Source organism: Hymenobacter gummosus, assembly GCF_003970915.1.
Classification (GTDB): Bacteria; Bacteroidota; Bacteroidia; order Cytophagales; family Hymenobacteraceae; genus Solirubrum; species Solirubrum gummosum.
The window spans coordinates 16,327-34,571 of the sequence record NZ_RXOF01000022.1 but is presented as its reverse complement, the minus strand read 5'-3'; the positions used below and the strand labels follow the sequence as shown (position 1 = coordinate 34,571).

Here is an 18,245-nt window from a genome sequence, read left to right as displayed (position 1 = left end):
CCGGCATTAATAGTGGAACGTCAGCCCGGCGCCCCAGCCGTACTGGTTGTCGTAGTTGGTGCTTAAGGAGGCGTATTTGCTGACCATGTAGCGAAAGCCCAGGGTGAACTCGCGGTCGGTGTTGGCGCTGATGTCCATGAACACGTTGTTGCTCAGCGGCAGGTCGCGCCGCTCCAGACGCAGGCGCACTTGGCCGGTCAGGTCCGTGCGCAGCTCGGCGCGCACGAGCATGGGCAGCAGGTAGTACACGCCGACTTCGGCCTGCCGGCGAAAGTTGCGGTTGTTTTCCGGGGTGCGGCGGTTGCCCCCCTCGGCGTCTTTGGCCGAGCGCAGGGTTTTGTTGTAGCGGAAGTCGTAGCCGACGAAACCCGCGAGAAACTGCCGCTTGTCGAGGTAGCGCAGCAGGTGGGTTTCGGTTTCGTAGTTACCTTGGTAGTTGACGCGGCCCTCGAATTCGAGCGCGTTGCGGTTATTGGAAAGGTTGCCTTCCAGGTACGCCCCTTGGGAATGCACCGATAAGTCAAACCACGGGTACACGGCGTTGTCCTCCCGCTTGAGCATGTTGTAGTTCTCGCGGGCAAACTCGTTCTGCGGGCTGGCCTCGTAGCTGATGATGCGGGCCATGCCGGCCATCATGTGGTAGAGGATGTGGCAGTGAAAAAACCAGTCCTGCTGCTCGTTGGCATCGAATTCGATGGTTACCGTGCCCATGGCCGGCACGTCAAAGGTGTGCTTCATGGGCGAGTAGGCGCCCTGGGCGTTGACCAGGCGGAAAAAGTGCCCATGCAGGTGCAGCGGGTGGCGCATCATGGTCAGGTTGGTGAAGGTCATGCGCACGTTTTCGCCCCGGCGGATGGGGATTTTGTCGGCTTCCGACAAGGTTTTGTTGTCGAACGACCAGACGTAGCGCAGCATGTTGCCGGTGAGCGTGAGCTTGATGTCGCGCCACTGCCGGGTGGAGTCCAGCGTGGTCGGGTTCAGGGCCCGCAGCTGGTTGTAGTTGAAGTCGCCGCCCGCGCCGCCCATGTTCATGCCGCTCATTCCGCTCATGTTCATGCCCCCCATATCCTGCATGGTGCCCATGCTCTTGCCGCTCTTTTCCTGCATGTTCATGGGCCGGTTTTGGGGAGAGGGGGCCGTGCTGGCGGGCATGGTTCCGTTTTTCATATCCATCCCTTTCATGGTATGGTCCGCGGGCTGCGTGGATTGCCGGCCGGCTGGCATGTTCATGCCTTTCATCTCCCCACTGCCCCCTTTCATGTCCATGCCCTTCATCCCGCCGCCGTTGGGGTCCATCTGGCCGTTGCCGCCCATGTCCATACCGGTCATGCCCGCCATGCTGCCCATTTCCCGCATCATCTGGAAGTAATTGATGCGGGGCAGGTCGGGGGCTTTCAGTGGCTCGCCCGCGCCGAAGTAGCTGGAGGAGTAGCCCGTGATGTCGTTGGCCGTGGCCCGCAGCTCGGCCGCGCCCGCGGCCGGTACCTGCACCAGCAGGTCGTAGGTCTCGGCCGTGGCAATTTCCAGCTTCGACACCGGAAAGGGCTCCACGTTGATGCCGTCGGCGGCGATGACCTGCATGGGCCCGCCGGCGTACTGCAGGTAGAAGTAGGACGAGGCGCTGCCGTTGATGACGCGCAGGCGCACCACTTCCCCGGGCTTGGCGTCGCGGTAGTAGCTCTGCTCGCGGCCGTTGGTGAGAAACTCGTTGTAGTAGATGTCCGTCAGGTCCATGGCCGGCATGCGGCCCCACTCCTGCCGCACCTTGTCCTTGAAGTAGCCGGCGGCAATGGCCTCGCCGTAGCTCTGGGTGGCGCCCTTCTGCACGGCAAACCATTCGCCGGCCCGCTTGAGGTAGCGCAGCACTTCCTTGGGCGGGTGGTCGGTCCAGTCGGAGAGCACCAGCACGTACTCCTTCAGCTCGTACTTCACTTGCCTGGGCTGAATGACGATGGAGCCGTAGAGCCCGTTCTGCTCCTGCAGCATCGTGTGGGAGTGGTACCAGTAGGTACCGCTCTGAATCAGGGGAAACGTGAAGGTGTGGGTGCCGCCGGGCTCGATGGGGGCCGTGTTGAGGTAGGGCACCCCGTCCTGGTCGTTGGGCAGCAGCAGGCCGTGCCAGTGGATGCTGGTTTCGACGCTCATCTGGTTGTGCACCCGGACGACGGCCGTGTCGCCTTCCGTGAAGCGCAGCGTGGGGGCCGGAATCTGGCCGTTGATGGCAATGGCCAGCCGGGTGCGGCCTGTGAAGTTGACCTTGCGCTCGTCCACGTACAGGTCGTACTCGACGCGGTGGCCGGCGTGGGTAGTGCGGGGCGCCACCACGTGGCCGCGCAACTCCGCGTCCGGGGGCGCCGAGGCCGTCGCGTTGGCGTCTTTTCCCTTGGGCATGGCCTGGTGCTGCGGCGTCTGGGCTGCAAGCGGCAGCGTGGCCAGCCACCACAGGAACAGGGAGACGGCTCGCCCCACTACGCTAGTGCTTCGCATTCTTGTTCGCATGCTGGGGGGTGTTGCGGGCCGGGTTGTTGTCTTCAAAGCGGTACTTATCCAGCGGGTTAGCGGGCATGTCCATGCCCGGTATCGTGCCGGTCGCGGGCATGTTCATGCCCTTCTCCATGCCGGGCATGTTGCTCATGTCGCCCATCGCAGGCGCGGCCGGCTTTGCGTGCGTGGCTGCCGGCGCCTGCATGCCGGGCATGTTGCCCATACCGCTCATGCCGTCCATGCTGCCGGTAGTGGGGCTGGCGTTGGCTGGGCTTTTCCTTGCGGAGGATGGCCGCCGCATGCCGGGCATGTTGTCCATTCCCGGCATGGCGCCCATGGGTTGTTGGCCAGCTGCCCCGCCCATTTCCATGCCCGGGGCCATGCGTGACGAACCCTTGGCGGCGGGCATGTTCATGCCCGGCATGGCTGCTGGGCGGGTGGAAGCCCGCGGCTTTTCGACGGGCCGGGTACCGGACATATCCATGGTGCCCATTTCGTTGCCGGCCGAAGCCGGGGTGTTGCTGCGGTCGGGGGTGGCCTGACCCCGCATGTCCATGCCGGGCATTTCGGGTGCGTTGGCCGCCGCGGACGGGCTACTTTGAGCGGGGGCAGTTGGGGAAGAAGCAGTGACCGGGTGCTCATCCGCGCCCATCTCCATGCCGGACATCGCGCTTCCTCCGCCGTGGCCATGACTTTTGTCGAGCAGACGCCCCTGGGGCCCAACCCCTTCCACGTACACGAGCTGCGCGCCCCGGTGCCCGGCCACGGAGAGTACGCCCGCCGTGGCCACCGCCGCTACCAGCACCAGGATTTCGTAGGGCCGGCCCTGCACCTTGAAAAACACGCCGATGCCCGCCAGCAGCAGGGTGATACCCGAGAGCCACAGGGTGTAGCCCGCAAACTTCTCGTGGGCCTCGAACACGGCCGCCGCCCGGGGCGACAGCCCCAGGGGCATGGCGTGGAACACCGTGCTGGCGGCCACGGCTCCGAGAAAGCCGCCGGCCAGTACCCCGATGGTTATCCACCTGACCGCGGGCCAGTCCCGGTACACGCGCAATGCCTGCAAGGCGGCGCCGAGCAGGAGCAGTACGATGGGCAAATGCACCACCAGCGGGTGCAGGTTGGGAAAATCTGAAAACATAGCGGCGGGTGCGAATCGGCGGGCGGAAGCGCCAACAGCGCCGCATCCCGTTTCTGGAACGCGGCGGGCTGAGGGTTTCCCGATAGCAAGGGCCCTGCCCGCTTCGGTGCCGAGGCAGCGGAGCCGGCAGATTACGGGCCGTACGGTGCTCTACGCGCGTCGGCTGCTGAAATGTTTGCTGCGATTACGCGCGGGGCCTACATAATTTCCATGGTCCAGCGCGCCGGCAAGGGGCACCAACAAAAACGCCCGGCTGGGCCGGGCGTTTAGCAGGAGTGCAAGGCGAAACCTACGCGGCCTCAATCTTGAAGCCGGCCTGTTCGACGGCTTGCACCACTTGCTCCGCAGTGAGCTTGTCGGTGGTGACGGTCAAAATCTTGTCGGGGTTGGCCGTGTCCACCTGCCAGTTGCCGGCGCCGGCTTCCTGGTTCAGGGTGGGAGTTACGGCTTTGATGCAGCCGCCGCAGTTGATATTGGTCTTAAACTGAAGGGTTTTCATGGGAGTGACGCTTAGGTGAGCCGACCGGGTCGGGTTCAGGTGTAGAACGCACAAAGCTAGCCCTACGTGCGCCGTTGGGGGTACAGGATTGTGCTGGGCGCTTACATGATTCGTATCACGCCGCCGGGCTAATAAGCCAAAAAGCCAGCTTGCGCGAAACAAGCTGGCTTCTTTCGAGAAGGCTGAACTACGCCGTGACGCTCACGGCCTGGCGGCAGGCCTCTTCGCAGCGGCGGCAGGCTTCGGCGCACTCGCGGCAATGCTCAATGTGGGCGGCGTGCTTTTCGCACTCGTCGCCGCAGGCTTTGCAGACCTCGGCGCACTCGCGCAGCAGGTGTTGGGCGTGCTCGGAACCGCGGGCCAGCAGGCGGGCCGTGAGGGCACAGATGTCGGCGCAGTCGCGGTCGAGCTGAATACAGCGGGCCATCATCTGCACGTTCGGCTCCTGCAGGCAGGCCGAGGCGCAGTGTTCGCACGAGGCGATGCAGGCATTGAGGGCGTCAAGCAGGCTTTGGTTTTGTGCGTGCATGGGAACGGAGGGTTAAGTGAAAGATGCTACCCTGGCTGTACTCGGCCCCGGAGTCGCTGGTTTTGCACGATTGCCCGGGATGCCCTGCATAATTCAACTGTTCCTTCAGTTACTGCCAGACCGGCTACTGCTTACCCGGGCCTGGTTTACAGCGGCAGCTCACCAGGGCTGGGCACGGGACTCGCTTGCAGCGTGGGCGCGGACAATTCGGTTTCTTCCCGGCACCGGCGCCGGTAGTCGCGGGGGGAGATGCCCGTTTCGCGCTGGAACTGCCGCGACAGGTGCCCCAGGTTGCTGTAGCCCAGCAGGCGCGCCACCCGGCCCACGGGCAGGGTGCCGTCCCGCAGCAGCATGCGGGCGGCTTCCACCCGCTGGCGTATCACGTACTGTTCCAGGCTCAGGCCTTCGGTGGCCGAAAACACGTCGCTCAGGTAGGCAAAGCGTCGCTGCAGCCGCGCGCTCAGCCGCCGCGAGAAGTGGCCGCTGCGCAGCGCGGCTGGCTCGTCGCGCAGCAGCTCGGCAATCAATTCCTTGACGTGGGCGACCAAGCGCTGCTGCGGGGAAAGCTGGTCCAGCAGGGCGAAGCCTTCCGCTTCCAGGGCCTGGCGCAGCCGGTCCCACTCCACGGCAGCGGCTTCGCCCAGCAACTCGACCTCGCCCAGCTCCACGCGCAGCGGCACCAGCCCCAGGTCCACCAGGAGCTCGCGCACCACCAGGATGCACTTCGCGCAGACCATGTGCCGGATGTAAAGAAGCGTGGAGGCCATGGGCTAGGGGCTTACAGGGCCGGAGATGGAGACAAGGTGTCCTGGTCTGACGGGGGCGTGAGCGGCTGGGCGTCGATTTCTTGCGGGTGCTCGTCGAGGCCGACTTCCCGGTGCGCGGCGAAATACTGGGCCAGGGCTTTCTCCCCGACCAGCCAGAACACCACCGGCGTCACGATGATGTCGAGGAAAGTGGAGGAGAGCAGGCCACCCAGGATGACGGTGGCCACCGGGTAGAGGATTTCCTTGCCCGGCGCGTCTTTGGCCAGCGTGAGCGGCACCAGGGCCAGCGCGGCCACCAGGGCCGTCATCAGCACCGGCACCAGGCGCTCCAGCGAGCCGCGAATAATCATCGGCTTGCCGAACTGCTCGCCCTCGTGCTCGACCAGGTGGATGTAGTGGGAAATCATCATGATGCCGTTGCGCGAGGCGATGCCGGTGAGCGTGATGAAGCCCACCAGCGAGGCAATGCTGAAGGTGCCGCCGGTGAGCAGCACGGCCACCACCGAGCCGATGAGGGCCAGCGGAATGTTGAGCATGATTTGCCCCACCATGTAGGTGGACCTGAAGTGCGAGTAGAGCACCAGGAAGATGCCGGCCAGCGAAAACAGGCTCAGCCACAGAATCTTCTGCGAGGCCGACTGCTGGCTCTCGAACTGCCCGCCGTAGGTCAGGTAGTAGCCCGGGGGCAGCTTCACTTGCTGGCCGATGTTGGCTTGAATCTCCTTCACCGTGGAGCCCAGGTCGCGCCCGGCCACGTTGAGCGAGATGGTGATGCGGCGCTGGGTGTTTTCGTGGTTGACGGTGTTGGGACCCGGCTCGTAGCTGATGTCGGCCACCTGGCTCACGGGAATCATGGCCCCGGAAGGGGTTTCGATGCGGGTCTGGCCGATGGCGGCCATGTCGTTGCGCTGGGCCTCGGGCAGCTTCACGACCAGGTCAAAGCGCTTCTGCCCGTCGAGCATCTGCGACACGACCGTGCCCTGAAACAGCGTTTCCAAGTCCTTTACTACCTCGCCGCGGGCCATGCCGTACGCCTGCAGGGCCTGGTCGCGCGGGCGGATGAGCAGCTGCGGAATCTGCACCTGCTTTTCCACCTGCAGGTCCACCACGCCGGGCACGGCGCCGGCCGCCGCGCGGATTTCGTTGGCGTAGCGGCGCAGCTCCAGCAAGTCGTTGCCGAACACCTTGATGGCCACCTGCGCCCGCACGCCCGACAAGAGGTGGTCGAGGCGGTGCGAGATGGGCTGGCCGATGTTCACGTTCACGCCGGTAATCAGGCTGAGCTTCTGGCGCATGTCGGCCAAAATCTCCTCGCGGCTGCGCATCTGCTTGCCCTCCTTTTCCAACTCCTCTTCGGTCTTAAAGGCCACTTCGATTTCCGAGTTGTTGACCGACTCGGCGTGCTCGTCCAGCTCGGCGCGGCCGGTGCGGCGGGCGGTGTAGGCCACTTCCGGAATCTTGAGCATCTGCTGCTCGCCCAGCGTGCCCAGCTTGTTGGACTCGGTCAGCGAGGTGCCGGCCGGGGCCGAGAAGTTGACCGTCAGCGAGCCTTCGTTGAAAGGCGGCAGGAATTCGGTGCCGAAGAAGGGGACCATGGCCGCGGCCATCGTGAACAGCAGGGCCGTGGAAGCCAGAATCAGCTTGGGGTGGGTCAGGCCCCAACCCAGCAGGCGCGTGTCCTTCTTTTTCAGCCAGCGCACCAGCCCGCCGTCGGTCTCGGGGTGGTCCATCTGCTTCATCTTGGGCAGCAGGTAGTAGCAGAGCACCGGCGTGACCGTCAGCGACACGAAGAGCGAGGCTACGATGCTGGTGATGTAGGCAATGCCGAGCGGGGCGAAAATGCGGCCTTCCATGCCTTCCAGGGCAAACAGCGGCAAAAACACCAGCACCACGATGATGGTGGCGTACACGATGGAGTTGCGCACTTCCGAGGAGGCCGCGTAAATCACCTTGAGCACCGGCTGCGGGTTGGCCCGCTGCTTGTTCTCGCGCAGGCGCCGGTACACGTTCTCCACATCCACGATGGCGTCGTCCACGAGCTCCCCGATGGCGATGGCCAAGCCGCCCAGCGTCATGGTGTTGATGCTGATGCCGGCCACCCGGAACACCAGCGCGGTGACCAGCAGCGACAGCGGAATGGCCACCAGCGAAATGAAGGTGGTGCGCACGTTCAGCAGGAAGGCAAACAGCACGATGACCACCAGGATGGCCCCGTCGCGCAACGCCTCTTCCACGTTGGTAATCGAGGACTCGATGAACTCCGACTGCTTGAACAGGCGGGTGTTCACCTGCACGTCCTTGGGCAGGGACGGCTTGAGCTCCACCAGGGCCTTTTCCACGGCTTCGGTCAGGCCTACGGTGGCCGCGCCGGGCTGCTTTTCGATGCTCAGAATCACGGCCGGCTTGCCGTTCACGCTGCCGTCGCCGCGCTTGAAGCGGGCCCCAAACTCCACCTGGGCAATGTCGGCCACCCGAATGGGGGACTGCTCGCGGTAGCCCACGATGATGTTCTCGATGTCGGCCACCGAGCGCAGGCGGCCCAGGTTGCGAATCAGCACTTCCGAGCCGTTGCGGTCAAAGAAGTTGCCGGTGGTGTTCAAATTGGATTGGCGCAGGGCTTCTTCCACCTGGTTCACGGTCAGCCCGGTGGCGTTGAGCCGGGGCATGTCCAGCAGCACCTGGTACTGCAGGTTGTCGCCGCCGATGGGGATGACCTGCGCCACGCCGGGAATGGACAAGAGGCGCTGCCGCACGGTGTAGTTGGCCAGCGTGCGCAAGTCGGCCGCGTTGGTCTGCGGCCCGCCCGACAGCCCGACGAGCATAATCTGGCCCATGACCGAGGAAATAGGGCCCAGCACCGGGGTGATACCGGTAGGCAACTGCTCCCCGGTGGTCTGCAGCTTCTCGCTCACAATCTGGCGGGCCGTGAAAATGTCGGTGCCGTAGTCGAACTCCACGAACACCATGCCCAGGCCGATGGCCGAGTTGGAGCGCACGGCCGCCACCCCGGTGGCCCCGTTCAGGGCCGTTTCCACGGGCAGCGTTACCAGGGCCTCTACTTCCTCGGGGGCCATACCGGGCGCTTCCAGAAACACGGTCACGCGGGGCCGGTCCAGGTCGGGCAGCACGTCCACCGGGAGCTGGCGCGCGGTGTAGGTGCCGGCAATGAGCAGGCCCACGGCAAAGGCCAGCATCAGCAGCCGGTTCTGCAGGGCAAAGCGAATTATCTTGTCAAGCATGGTTGAAAAAGCAAAGTCGGGCCGGGCGCCTCGGCGGCGCCTGGTCGGGTAAGGGGTAGCCCCAGGGGGCCGGGGCCGGCGCTACTTGCGCGCCGAGGAGTGGGTGACCACGAACTGCCACTGGCCGGCCGCGTTTTTGCGCAGCACGCTGGTGGCTACCCCGCGCCGCTTGATGGGCGCCGGCGCGGCAGCCTCTTTGGGGCCTTTCTTGAGCCCGATGGTGTAGGTGTAGCTTTCCGTGGCGAAGGCGTAGGGCCCGTCCACCGTCACGTCGGCTTGGTAGTCGCTGAACGTGAACGAGCTGAACTCCTTGAGCTCCGGCCCGAGGTGGTGGTCCCGGTAGTGGGCGTAGGTACCTTCCCGACTGCCCGATTCCACGACCACGGAGGTGGGCACGAACAGCCGGGTGGTGCCGGTGGTATCGAGCCGCTGCACTGCCCGCTGGTATTGCTGCAGCACGGCCCGCACGGCCGCTTCGTCCGCCGAAGGCGTCGCCGCCGCAGGTGGCGTGGTCTGGGCCAGGGCCGGCAGAGCCGGCGCGGCAAACAGGGCAAGGAAGAAACGGCGCATGGCAGGCAGAAAAACGTTACTGGTTGAGGTAGATGGATTTAAGCTGGTAAGTGCCCTGGGTTACGACCCGGTCGTTTTCGTTAACCTGGCCCTGCACCAACACGGTCTGCTGACCACTGGCGGCGCCGGGCTGCACGTAGCGAATCTTGAAGTGCTCGGGCTCGGTGTGCACGAACACCACCGGCTTGCCGTTCAAATCGGTAATAGCTGAAGTGGGCACCACCAACTGGGGCTTGCCGCCCCCGGCCTGGCCCACCACCTGCACGTTCACGGCCTGGCCGGGGCGGTAGTCACTGCCCTGCTGCGCGTCGAGCTCCAAAATGAGCTGGCGGGCCTGGTTGACGGGGTTGACCACGTTGCTGAACACCACCAGCCGGGCGGGCACGCCGGCCTGGCCCTGCAGGCCCTCCACCCGAAACTGGGCGCCGGGCGTGACCGTGGCCAAGTCCTGGGCAAACACCTGGGCTTCCACGCGCAGCTTCCCCGGGTTGAGGACCCGAAACAGCTCGTCGCCTTGGTTCACTTGCTGGCCCACGGCCAGGTTGAACACATCCACCGTGCCGCTCACCGGCGAGGTAATGGGCACGCGCCGCTGCCGGGCCTGCCCGTTGAGGATGGCCGCGTTCTGGCGGGCCTGGCGCAGGCGCAGCTCGGCGGCCACCACGTCCTTGCGGGCGGCGATGTCGGCGATGCTCTGCAGGCGGGCGTAGTCCTGCTGGGCGGCGCGCAGCTCGGCCTGGGCGTTGGCCCGCTCAGTGCTGAGCCCAATCTGCTGGGTGGCGTCGAGGGTTTGCTCCAGCACGGCCAGGGTCTGTCCGGCCCGCACGGGCTGGCCTACCTGGGCCGTGAGGCTCACGATGCGCCCGGTTTGGGGCACCACGATGCGGCCCTCCCCGCCGGCGGCGGCCGACACGGTGCCGTAGAGCGTGGCGCGGCTGTAGGTCGAGGAGTAGCTGGCCAGGCTGGTGCGCACCTCAAACAGGAACTGGCTTTCCTTGGGCAGCAGCACCTCGTCGGTCAGCGCCACGCCGGTGCTGGCTTTGGCCGTGCCGCCGTGGTCTTCGCCGCCGTGGGCCTGCAACGGGGCCGGGGGCGGCAGCAGCACGGTCAGCACCGCGCCGGCCGCGGCCGTGAGGGCCAAAAGCTTGTGCTTGGTTTTCATATCCTTGAATGCGTTAAGAGATGGGGGTGCGGCGGCCGGCGGTATAAGCTGGTTCCGTGGACGGGGCCGCCGGCACCGGGCGGCGCCGGCGCAGCAGCAGGGCCGTCACCCCAATGCCGAGGGCAAAGGCGCCCACCAGGGCCAGGATGGTTTTCCAGGACGCAAAGGGCGAAGGCGCCGCGGCCGGGGCGGTGGCCGGCACCGGCAGCTTCTCCCCCACCTTGATGCCGTCGAGCAGCAGCAGGTCGGCCTTGTCGCCGGCCACCACGTTCAGGGCGAAGCTGTAGGCCTTGTTGGCCGGAAACGCGCCCTCCACCAGGTAGATGCCCGGCTCCTTTTCCGTCACCGCCCACTTCAGCGAAGCGTCCTCCGGGTTGGTGAGCGTGAGTTTGGCCCCTTTGATGGGCGCGTTGGTAGCGTAGTCGGAGAGAAACAGGCGCAGGTCGGCCGGCTGACCGCCTTCCAGCGGCTCGTAGCGCAGCAGCACCTCGAACTGCTCCGACAGCGCCGCCACCGAGAACGAGGTGGCGCCGGCCGGGGTCGAGGCCTTGGCGCCGTCGCCGTGGTCTTCGCCCCCGTGGGCGGTGGCCGCGCCCGCGAGCAGCAGGCCCAGCAGCAGAATCAGGAGTTGTTTCATGTTATTCACCCCGCAGGTAGTTGAGTTCGATGAGGGCCTGACGGTAATCGCGGATGGTGGTCAGGTAAGTGTTCTGGATGGTAAAGGCCTGATTGAGGCTTTGAATCAGCACCAGATAGCTGATTTCGCCTGCCTTGAAAAGTCGTTGGGATTGGCTGATGATGGCCCGCGACTGGGGCACACCGGTCTGCTCGTAGTAGCCCAGCGAGGCCGAGAATTTGCGCGTGTCGGCCAGGGCCTGCTGGTATTGGGTGCCCAGCTCCAGGCGCTGGGTTTGCAGCTGGTAGCCGGCCGCCTGGCTGCGGGCCGTGGCGGCCTGCAGCTGCGAGCGGTAGGTCCAGAACCAGATGGGCACGGACACGCCGAACTGAAAGCGGTACTTGATTTGGGAATTCTCAAACGCCTGGTTCTGATACCCCAGCGTTAGCGCGGGCGTGCGCCGGGCGCGCACCAGGCTAATGCCCGATTGGCTGAGCGCTACGTTCTGCTGGGCGGCGGCCAGCGTGGGGCTGCGCACCAAGGCGGCGCTGTCGGCCGCGGGCAAGCTGCCCAGCAGGGTCCCACCCGCCTGGGCCAGCTCCGGGCCGCTGCGGCGCAGGTCGGTGCTGGTGGCCAGGGCCTCGTCGGGGCGGCCCAGCAGCAAGCCCAGGCGGCGCTGGGCGGCGCGCTGGTCTTCCGTGGCCTGCTGCAGCTGCACGGTGACCTGCCGGGCCTCGGCATCGGTGCTGATGCGCTGCAGGGAGGTGACTTCGCCGGCGGCAAAAAGGCGCTCGGTGGCCAGCCGCAGGGCACGGAACAAACTGTCCTGGTAGGTGAGCTGCCGCACCTGCGCCTCGGCGAATTGCAGGTTCAGGTAGGCCAGGCGGGTGTCGCGCAGCACCGTGGCCCGGCTTACCTCCCGGTTGCGTTCGGCCAAGCTCACGCCGGCCTGGGCCACCTGGCGCTGGCGCCGGTACACGTTGGGCAGGTCAATGGTTTGCACCACGCCCGGGGCCCACATTTCCCCCGTGGGGGCCGAAAACAGAAAGTCCGGGTTGGCGGGCGCGAACGAACCGCGCTTGAGGGCGCGTTGCTCCTCAATTTCCCGCTCCGCCTGCCGCAGCCGTGGGTGGCGGCGCAGGCTCTGGGCTTCGGCGCTGTCGAGGCGGATGGGGGTTTGCGCGCGCGCTGCTTCCCGGCCCGGCCCCAGCAGCAGGAGCCAGGCCAGCACCAGCACGCTACTCACCGCGCTTCTCATGGTCAGATACTTCATAGGTTCAGGTTAGGGCCCGTCAGGGGGCCGCCCGCCGGGGCAGCGGCGGACGGCCCGGACGGAGAGGGCCCGGACGCCGGGCGTCCGAAAAACAGGCTCCGCCTACGCTTTTTTCACCAGGGCCATGCCGCACGTGGGGCAGGAGCCGGGCTTGTCGCTGGCGCTGCCCGCGCACTTCATGGGGCACTCGTAGGCCGCGGCTTTGGCTTTGGCGCTCGTGCTGGCCAGCTTGTCGAAGCGGGCACTGATGGTTTCGCCGCCGCGGCGCAGCGTAATAATGGCCGTGGTGGGCGTCGCCCCGGCCGGCAGTGCGCCGCGCAGCTGGTCATCGCCGTACGCCGCCAGCGCAGCGGTGGTGGTTTTGCCGCCCTGCTGGACCATGGCCGTGCCCGTCAGGCCCTTGTTGGCTTGGGTCTGCTCCTTGCCGTCGAGCAGGTACACGGTCATCTGGCCGCCTTGGAGCACCAGTTCCACGTGGTACTTGCCCGCCGTGCGCACGATGCCCCCGTGCGGAGCCTTATGGGCGTGGGTTTCGCCGGCGGCGTTGTGTCCTTGACCGTGGCCGTGCTGGGCCGAAAGGGAGAGGGGAGCCAGCAGCAGGAGGGTGCCGGCCAGCAGGAAATCAGAGAACTTCATAAAAAGGGGGTAGGAGAAAAAGAAAGGGTTATTGCTGGGTGCCGTTTTTGGTCTGCCAGTCCTTGAACTGCTGGATTTCTTGCTGCTGGGCATCAATCATCTTCTGCGCCATTTCCTTGAGCTTGGTGTCCTTACCATGAGCCACTTCGGCTTTGGCCATGTCGACGGCGCTCTGGTGGTGAGGAATCATCATGCCCACGAAGTCCTGGTCCACGTTGCCTGTTGCCTTGGGCATGTTCTGCATCATGCCGTCCATCGAGGCCTTCATCTGGCTGGTGAACGGGTCGCTCGGGTCCTGGGGCTTGTAGTTGGTGGGCGCCGCATCCAAGCGCTCGGCGATGGGCTCCATCTCGGCAATTTCCCGCTGCTGGTCGGCCTTGATTTTTTTGGCCATCTGGCGCAGGGTGGCGTCCTTGCCGTCGCGCAGCTCGATGTCGGCCATGGCCACGGCGCCGCGGTGGTGCTCCATCATGTGGTGGGCGAAGTCGTGGTCGGTGTTGCCCTTGGGCTTCATGGCGTGCATCTTGGCCATCATGTCGTTCATGGCCGCCATCATGGGCGAGTCGCCGTTGGCGGCGGGCGCGTCGTGGTTCATGCCGGCCATGTCCCCGGAAGCCGTGGCGTCCGTCGACGTGGTTTCCGTCGTCGTGGCCGTCGAGTCAGCGGATTTGTCGCTGTTGCAGCTGCCCAGCAGCAGGGTGCCCGAACAGAGGGCGGCGAGGAAGAAAGCGGGCTTTTTCATGGGGTTGGTTTGGTTGGAGGGGTTGGAAAAGGAATCGAAAACAGCTGGTCTTAGCTGGCGGCCGGGCCCTTCACGTTGATGGTAAAGTCGCCGGTGTGAATCTTGCCGCCGTGGTTGAACTGCAGGAAGACGCGGTAAAGGCCGGGGGCCTCGAAGTTGGTGTTGAAGCCAATGGCCGGGCCCTTGTCGGCCTGGTCGTTGGGATGCACGTGCAGGTAGCGCTCGGTGTCTTCGCTGATGACCACCACGTGGCCCAGCGCGCCGAGGTAGTTGTCGAGGTCCGTCACCGGCTGCCCGTCTTTGGTGATGTTGATTTTCATGCCCAGCAGCTGGCCGGTCTGCAGGGGCTTGTCAAAGCTGAGCGTGGCCTGGTAGCCGTCGCCGGTCCACTGCATGTCGTCGTTTTTGAACTTTACCGGGGCATAAGCTGGCCCCTTCACCGTGAGGGGCTGGCGGCCCAGCTGGTGGCCGGCACCGGTGGGCGTGTAGTCCTGAAACAGCACGTAGTCGCCGCCCTTGGGGAAGGTGTAGTTGACTTTGTAGTTGCCCTCGGCCGTGTACTCGGGGTGCTCGTGGTAGAACTGGCCCAGGTCCTTGCTGACGATGATGAGGTGAATCTTCTTCTCGTGTACCACGGCCAGGGGTACGGGCGCGGCCTCATTGCCTACTTCCTGGGGAGTGAACAGCAGCTGCGCAGGCTGGCCGGCCGTGGGCGGGGCAGGCGCCGCCGCAAACTGCATGGCGTAGGTCTTGCCGTTGCCGGCCGCCTGGTCGTTGTGTTCGAGCTTCATGCCGCACTTGGGGCACTTCTCGCCCGCCTTGGTGCTGGTGACTTCCGGGTGCATGGGGCAGGCGTAGGTGTGGCCGCCGCTGTGCTCGGCCGTGCCTTCGGCCGGCCCCTCGGTCGGCGTGGTCACGGTGTTGGTGGCGCTGCTCGACGCGGAGTCGGAGGAGCAGCCGGCGGTGATGGTCAGGGCGCTGGCTACGGCCAGCAGGGTAACGGGTACGCGAAACATGGTGTGGGAAATGGGTGATACACATCGGGGCCGTAACAGGACGGCGGGGGGGCTCTCGCGTGCGCTTAGGCCTGCCACTGTTGCCAGAGCACGAAGCCCAGGGCGGCGGCCAGCACGGCGTAGAGCAGGTAAGCGAGCAGGCGGCGGCCCGGCCCCCGCGGGGGCGGCGCACCGGCTTCTTCGCAACAACTCTTCATTGCCGGGAAGCTAAAACCAGGAAAATGGGGGAGGTGGGGGGCCGGAACACCGGCGCGACGGGCAAACGAAAAGGCCCGCCCCGGACACAGCAAAGCCGTGCCGGCGCGAGCCGTAGCGCGTCGGAGCAATCAGACCGTCAGGGACCGAATGAAAATGCGGATGTCGGGTATTTTGGGCTTCAGGTGCCGGCGGGCCACCAGCAGCACCGGCTGCGTGCGGTCCCACTGCTGAAAGCGAACGACCACGCCCTGGGGGGCCGGCGGCAAGGCCACCGGCATAAAGGTCATCTTCTCAATGCCGGCCTTGGGCGGGTGGCCCAGCGCCGCCCACACGGCCGCGGCGTCGTCCTGGCAGCAGGCGCCCTTGGGGCCGTGCTGGTGCGAGCCCGGGACTTTATCGTCGTGGTGGTGCGTGCTAGCCGCGTCGTGGCCCTTGCCGTGCGCGTGAGTCGCCGAATGCTGGTGCCCGGAGCCGTGCTTGTGCCCGTGCCCGTGCTGATGGGCCGGGGTGCCGGCCGGGTGCTTGTGGGCGGCGACCGGCGCCGGGGCGGCCGGCATCGCCAGCGCGCACACGACTTGCCCAAAGAACACGTTGAGGAAGACCACCAGCAAGGAGGCCGCCACAGCGCGTCTAGAATGGGTCTTGAGTCGGAACATTGGTCTGAAGCAACGGCAAAATTATTCGAAAGGTTTAAATAGTACTTCACCGCGACGCGGGGCCGGCTTGCGGCCTCTGCTACCTCCTTTCGCCGCCTGAACCCGAAAAAGGGGGCTGCGTGGCGTTTACGCGCCGAATCAGGCGTACGCCTTTGCCTGCGGAGCCGGTTTGTCGGCTGGCCGGCGTAGAAATTATGTAAGCCCCGGGCAGAATTGTACACGTGCGAGGCGTCAGGCCCCGGGCAAGTACAAATCTTGCAAGCGCCAGGCGCAATTCTGCACATCCAATGGGTACCGAACCGAGTTTACTTCGTGTTCCCATTGCAAGCGGCGGCACCGCCGCCTTTTTAACGCGACATCCCGTGGAAACCATACCGCATCACCACCCCGCGCCGGCGGAGCCGGCCCTGCCCGCGGCCCCCGCCGGCGGGACCCAGACGGCTACCCTCAACATCGAGGGCATGACCTGCGCCTCCTGCTCCAACTTCGTGGAGAAGGCCCTCAACCGCACGCCCGGCGTGCAGCGGGCCACCGTCAACCTGGCCAGTGAAAAGGCCACCATTGAATACCTGCCGGGCCAGATTGACCGCGCGGGCCTCAAGGCCGCCGTGGAACAGGCCGGCTACGGCGTGCACGAGCCCGCGGCCCCGGCGTCGCCGGGCGTGCTGGCCTCCGACCAGGAACTGGACGCGCGCAAAGCCCAGGCTTACCAGAAGCTGAAGCGCCGCTTTCAGGTGGCCGTGACGCTGGCCGTGGTCATCATGCCGCTGAGCATGCTCATGCTCTGGCCGTCGCTGATGAGCCGCATTTCGACGCCGCTGCTGAACTACGTGCTGCTGGCCCTGACCCTGCCGGTGCTCTTCTACAGCGGCCGCGAGTTTTACGTGTCGGCCTGGAACGGCTTCAAGCACCGCACCGCCAGCATGGACACGCTCATTGCCGTGGGCACGGGCGCGGCCTTTGGCTACAGCCTGGCCGCCACGCTGATTCCGCACTGGTTCATGCAGCACGGCCTCATGCCCGAGGTCTACTACGACACCACGGCCACCATCATTGCCCTCATTCTGCTGGGCAAGGTGCTGGAGAGCCGGGCCAAGTCCAAGACGTCGGCGGCTATTAAAGCCCTGATGGGCCTGCAGGCCAAGACGGCCCGCGTGGTGCGGGGCGGTCAGGAAGTGGACGTGCCGATTGAAGACGTGGTGATTGGCGACGAGGTGCTGGTGCGGCCTGGCGAGAAGGTGGCCACCGACGGCGTGCTGCTCGCCGGCCACTCGGCCGTGGACGAGAGCATGCTCACGGGCGAGAGCCTGCCGGTGGAAAAGAAGGAAGGCGACCCGGTGTTCGGGGCCACGCTCAACAAAACCGGCTCGTTCCGCTTCCGCGTCAGCAGGGTGGGCTCGGAGACGATGCTGGCCCAGATTGTGAAACTGGTGGAGGAAGCCCAGGGCAGCCGCGCCCCCATCCAGCAGCTGGCCGACAAGGTCAGCGCCGTGTTTGTGCCGGTGGTCATCATGATTGCCATCAGCACGTTCATCCTCTGGTTTGACTTCGCCCCCGACGCCTCGCGCCTGCCGCTGGCGCTGGTCAACTTCGTGGCCGTGCTCATCATTGCCTGCCCCTGCGCGCTGGGCTTGGCCACGCCCACGGCCATCATGGTGGGCACCGGCAAGGGCGCCGAGCACGGCGTGCTGATTCGCAACGCTGAAGCGCTGGAAAAAGCCGAGAAGGTAACCACCGTGCTGCTCGACAAAACCGGCACCATTACCCGCGGCGAGCCCAGCGTAACCGACTTCTTGCCCACCGCCGGCGTCAACCCCGCCCAGCTGCTGCCGCGGCTGGCCGCCGTGGAGCGGCAGAGCGAGCACCCGCTGGCCGAAGCCGTGGTGCGCTACGCCGACGCGCAGGGCGCCGCGCCGCTGCCGGCCACGGGCTTCCGCGCGTTTGAGGGACGGGGCGCCGGCGCCACCGTGGACGGCCAACCCTACCTGCTGGGCAACCGCCGCTTGCTCGACGAGCACCAGGTAGCCGTATCGGCCGCCACCGAGCAGGCCGCCACCCGGCTGCTCAGCGAGGCCAAGACGGTGCTCTATGCCGCCACCGGCGGACAGGTCGTGGCCCTGATTGGGGTCGCCGACACCGTGCGCGAGTCCAGCCGGGCCGCCATCCAGGCCCTGCAGGCCGAGGGCATCGAGGTGGTGATGATGACCGGCGACAACCCGCAGACCGCCGCCAAGGTGGCCGAGCAGGTGGGCATCACGCGCTACTTCGCCGAGGTGCTGCCCGCTGACAAGGCCGGCAAGGTGAAGCAGCTGCAGGCCGAGGGCCGCACCGTGGCCATGGTGGGCGACGGCATCAACGACGCCCCGGCGCTGGCCCAGGCCGACATTGGCTTAGCGATGGGCGGCGGCACGGACGTGGCCATGGAAGCGGCCGGCATTACCCTCATGCGCTCCGACCTGCAGGGCGTGGTCACGGCCATGGACCTCTCGCGCCAGACCATGCGCACCATCAAGCAGAACCTGTTCTTCGCCTTCATCTACAACACGCTGGGCATTCCCATTGCGGCCGGCTTGCTGTACCCGCTCACCGGCTGGCTGCTCTCGCCCATGCTGGCCGCCGGCGCCATGGCCCTGAGCTCGGTGTCGGTGCTGACCAACTCCTTGCGCCTGCGCGGCTACAAGCGGACGGCCTAGGTCTGGCGGTAATGTTCTTTCCCT

Annotated in this window: 16 protein-coding genes; 1 reads left to right on the top strand and 15 read right to left on the bottom strand. The window is 66.0% G+C overall.

All coding sequences use genetic code 11. The annotated features are described in order from the left end of the window. Nucleotides 1-6: 6 nt before the first annotated feature. The 15 genes from EJV47_RS26215 to EJV47_RS26150 form a co-directional block, all read right to left on the bottom strand. Nucleotides 7-2,487: a multicopper oxidase domain-containing protein gene (locus tag EJV47_RS26215; protein WP_165903943.1), complete on the bottom strand. Its 2,481-nt coding sequence runs from the start codon at nucleotides 2,485-2,487 to the stop codon at nucleotides 7-9. Next, nucleotides 2,474-3,625: a DUF2231 domain-containing protein gene (locus EJV47_RS26210; RefSeq protein ID WP_126696181.1), complete on the bottom strand. Its 1,152-nt coding sequence runs from the start codon at nucleotides 3,623-3,625 to the stop codon at nucleotides 2,474-2,476. Before EJV47_RS26210 ends, EJV47_RS26215 begins: the two co-directional genes overlap by 14 nt. A gap of 289 nt (nucleotides 3,626-3,914) precedes the next feature. Then, the gene (locus tag EJV47_RS26205) at nucleotides 3,915-4,124 is read right to left on the bottom strand and encodes a heavy-metal-associated domain-containing protein (RefSeq protein WP_110980459.1); all 210 of its coding nucleotides are present in this window, start codon (nucleotides 4,122-4,124) and stop codon (nucleotides 3,915-3,917) included. 187 nt (nucleotides 4,125-4,311) lie between these two features. Beyond that, a complete protein-coding gene (locus EJV47_RS26200; RefSeq protein WP_126696180.1) occupies nucleotides 4,312-4,653 on the bottom strand; it encodes a four-helix bundle copper-binding protein in 342 nt (113 codons plus the stop codon). A 146-nt stretch (nucleotides 4,654-4,799) separates the two neighbouring features. Then, nucleotides 4,800-5,420, bottom strand: a complete 621-nt coding sequence (locus tag EJV47_RS26195; protein WP_126696179.1) for a helix-turn-helix domain-containing protein — start codon at nucleotides 5,418-5,420, stop codon at nucleotides 4,800-4,802. Nucleotides 5,421-5,431: 11 nt separating this feature from the next. Further along, nucleotides 5,432-8,659 carry an efflux RND transporter permease subunit gene (locus EJV47_RS26190; protein ID WP_126696178.1) on the bottom strand — a complete coding sequence of 1,076 codons (3,228 nt, stop codon included), beginning with the start codon at nucleotides 8,657-8,659 and terminating at the stop codon, nucleotides 5,432-5,434. 81 nt (nucleotides 8,660-8,740) lie between these two features. Further along, entirely contained in the window at nucleotides 8,741-9,229 is a 489-nt protein-coding gene (locus EJV47_RS26185; protein ID WP_126696177.1) for a YybH family protein, read from the bottom strand. A gap of 16 nt (nucleotides 9,230-9,245) precedes the next feature. Continuing rightward, entirely contained in the window at nucleotides 9,246-10,391 is a 1,146-nt protein-coding gene (locus EJV47_RS26180; RefSeq protein ID WP_126696176.1) for an efflux RND transporter periplasmic adaptor subunit, read from the bottom strand. Between the two features lie 13 nt (nucleotides 10,392-10,404). After that, nucleotides 10,405-11,028 (bottom strand): hypothetical protein, encoded by a 624-nt coding sequence (locus tag EJV47_RS26175; protein WP_126696175.1) that lies wholly within the window; start codon nucleotides 11,026-11,028, stop codon nucleotides 10,405-10,407. A gap of 1 nt (nucleotide 11,029) precedes the next feature. Continuing rightward, the gene (locus EJV47_RS26170) at nucleotides 11,030-12,280 is read right to left on the bottom strand and encodes a TolC family protein (RefSeq protein ID WP_126696174.1); all 1,251 of its coding nucleotides are present in this window, start codon (nucleotides 12,278-12,280) and stop codon (nucleotides 11,030-11,032) included. Nucleotides 12,281-12,382: 102 nt separating this feature from the next. Beyond that, nucleotides 12,383-12,916, bottom strand: a complete 534-nt coding sequence (locus EJV47_RS26165; protein ID WP_126696173.1) for a heavy metal-binding domain-containing protein — start codon at nucleotides 12,914-12,916, stop codon at nucleotides 12,383-12,385. A 28-nt stretch (nucleotides 12,917-12,944) separates the two neighbouring features. Further along, a complete protein-coding gene (locus EJV47_RS26160) occupies nucleotides 12,945-13,658 on the bottom strand; it encodes a DUF305 domain-containing protein (RefSeq protein WP_126696172.1) in 714 nt (237 codons plus the stop codon). 50 nt (nucleotides 13,659-13,708) lie between these two features. Beyond that, nucleotides 13,709-14,674: a heavy metal-binding domain-containing protein gene (locus tag EJV47_RS26155; protein ID WP_126696171.1), complete on the bottom strand. Its 966-nt coding sequence runs from the start codon at nucleotides 14,672-14,674 to the stop codon at nucleotides 13,709-13,711. Between the two features lie 65 nt (nucleotides 14,675-14,739). Then, nucleotides 14,740-14,871 carry a hypothetical protein gene (locus EJV47_RS28995; RefSeq protein WP_262510241.1) on the bottom strand — a complete coding sequence of 44 codons (132 nt, stop codon included), beginning with the start codon at nucleotides 14,869-14,871 and terminating at the stop codon, nucleotides 14,740-14,742. Nucleotides 14,872-15,000: 129 nt separating this feature from the next. Continuing rightward, nucleotides 15,001-15,495 carry a hypothetical protein gene (locus EJV47_RS26150; RefSeq protein WP_126696170.1) on the bottom strand — a complete coding sequence of 165 codons (495 nt, stop codon included), beginning with the start codon at nucleotides 15,493-15,495 and terminating at the stop codon, nucleotides 15,001-15,003. Nucleotides 15,496-15,890: 395 nt separating this feature from the next. Here EJV47_RS26150 and EJV47_RS26145 point away from each other — a divergent pair, with 395 nt between their 5' ends. Then, nucleotides 15,891-18,221, top strand: coding sequence for a heavy metal translocating P-type ATPase (locus EJV47_RS26145; RefSeq protein ID WP_341539283.1), 2,331 nt, complete (start codon nucleotides 15,891-15,893; stop codon nucleotides 18,219-18,221). The last annotated feature ends 24 nt before the right edge of the window (nucleotides 18,222-18,245 follow it).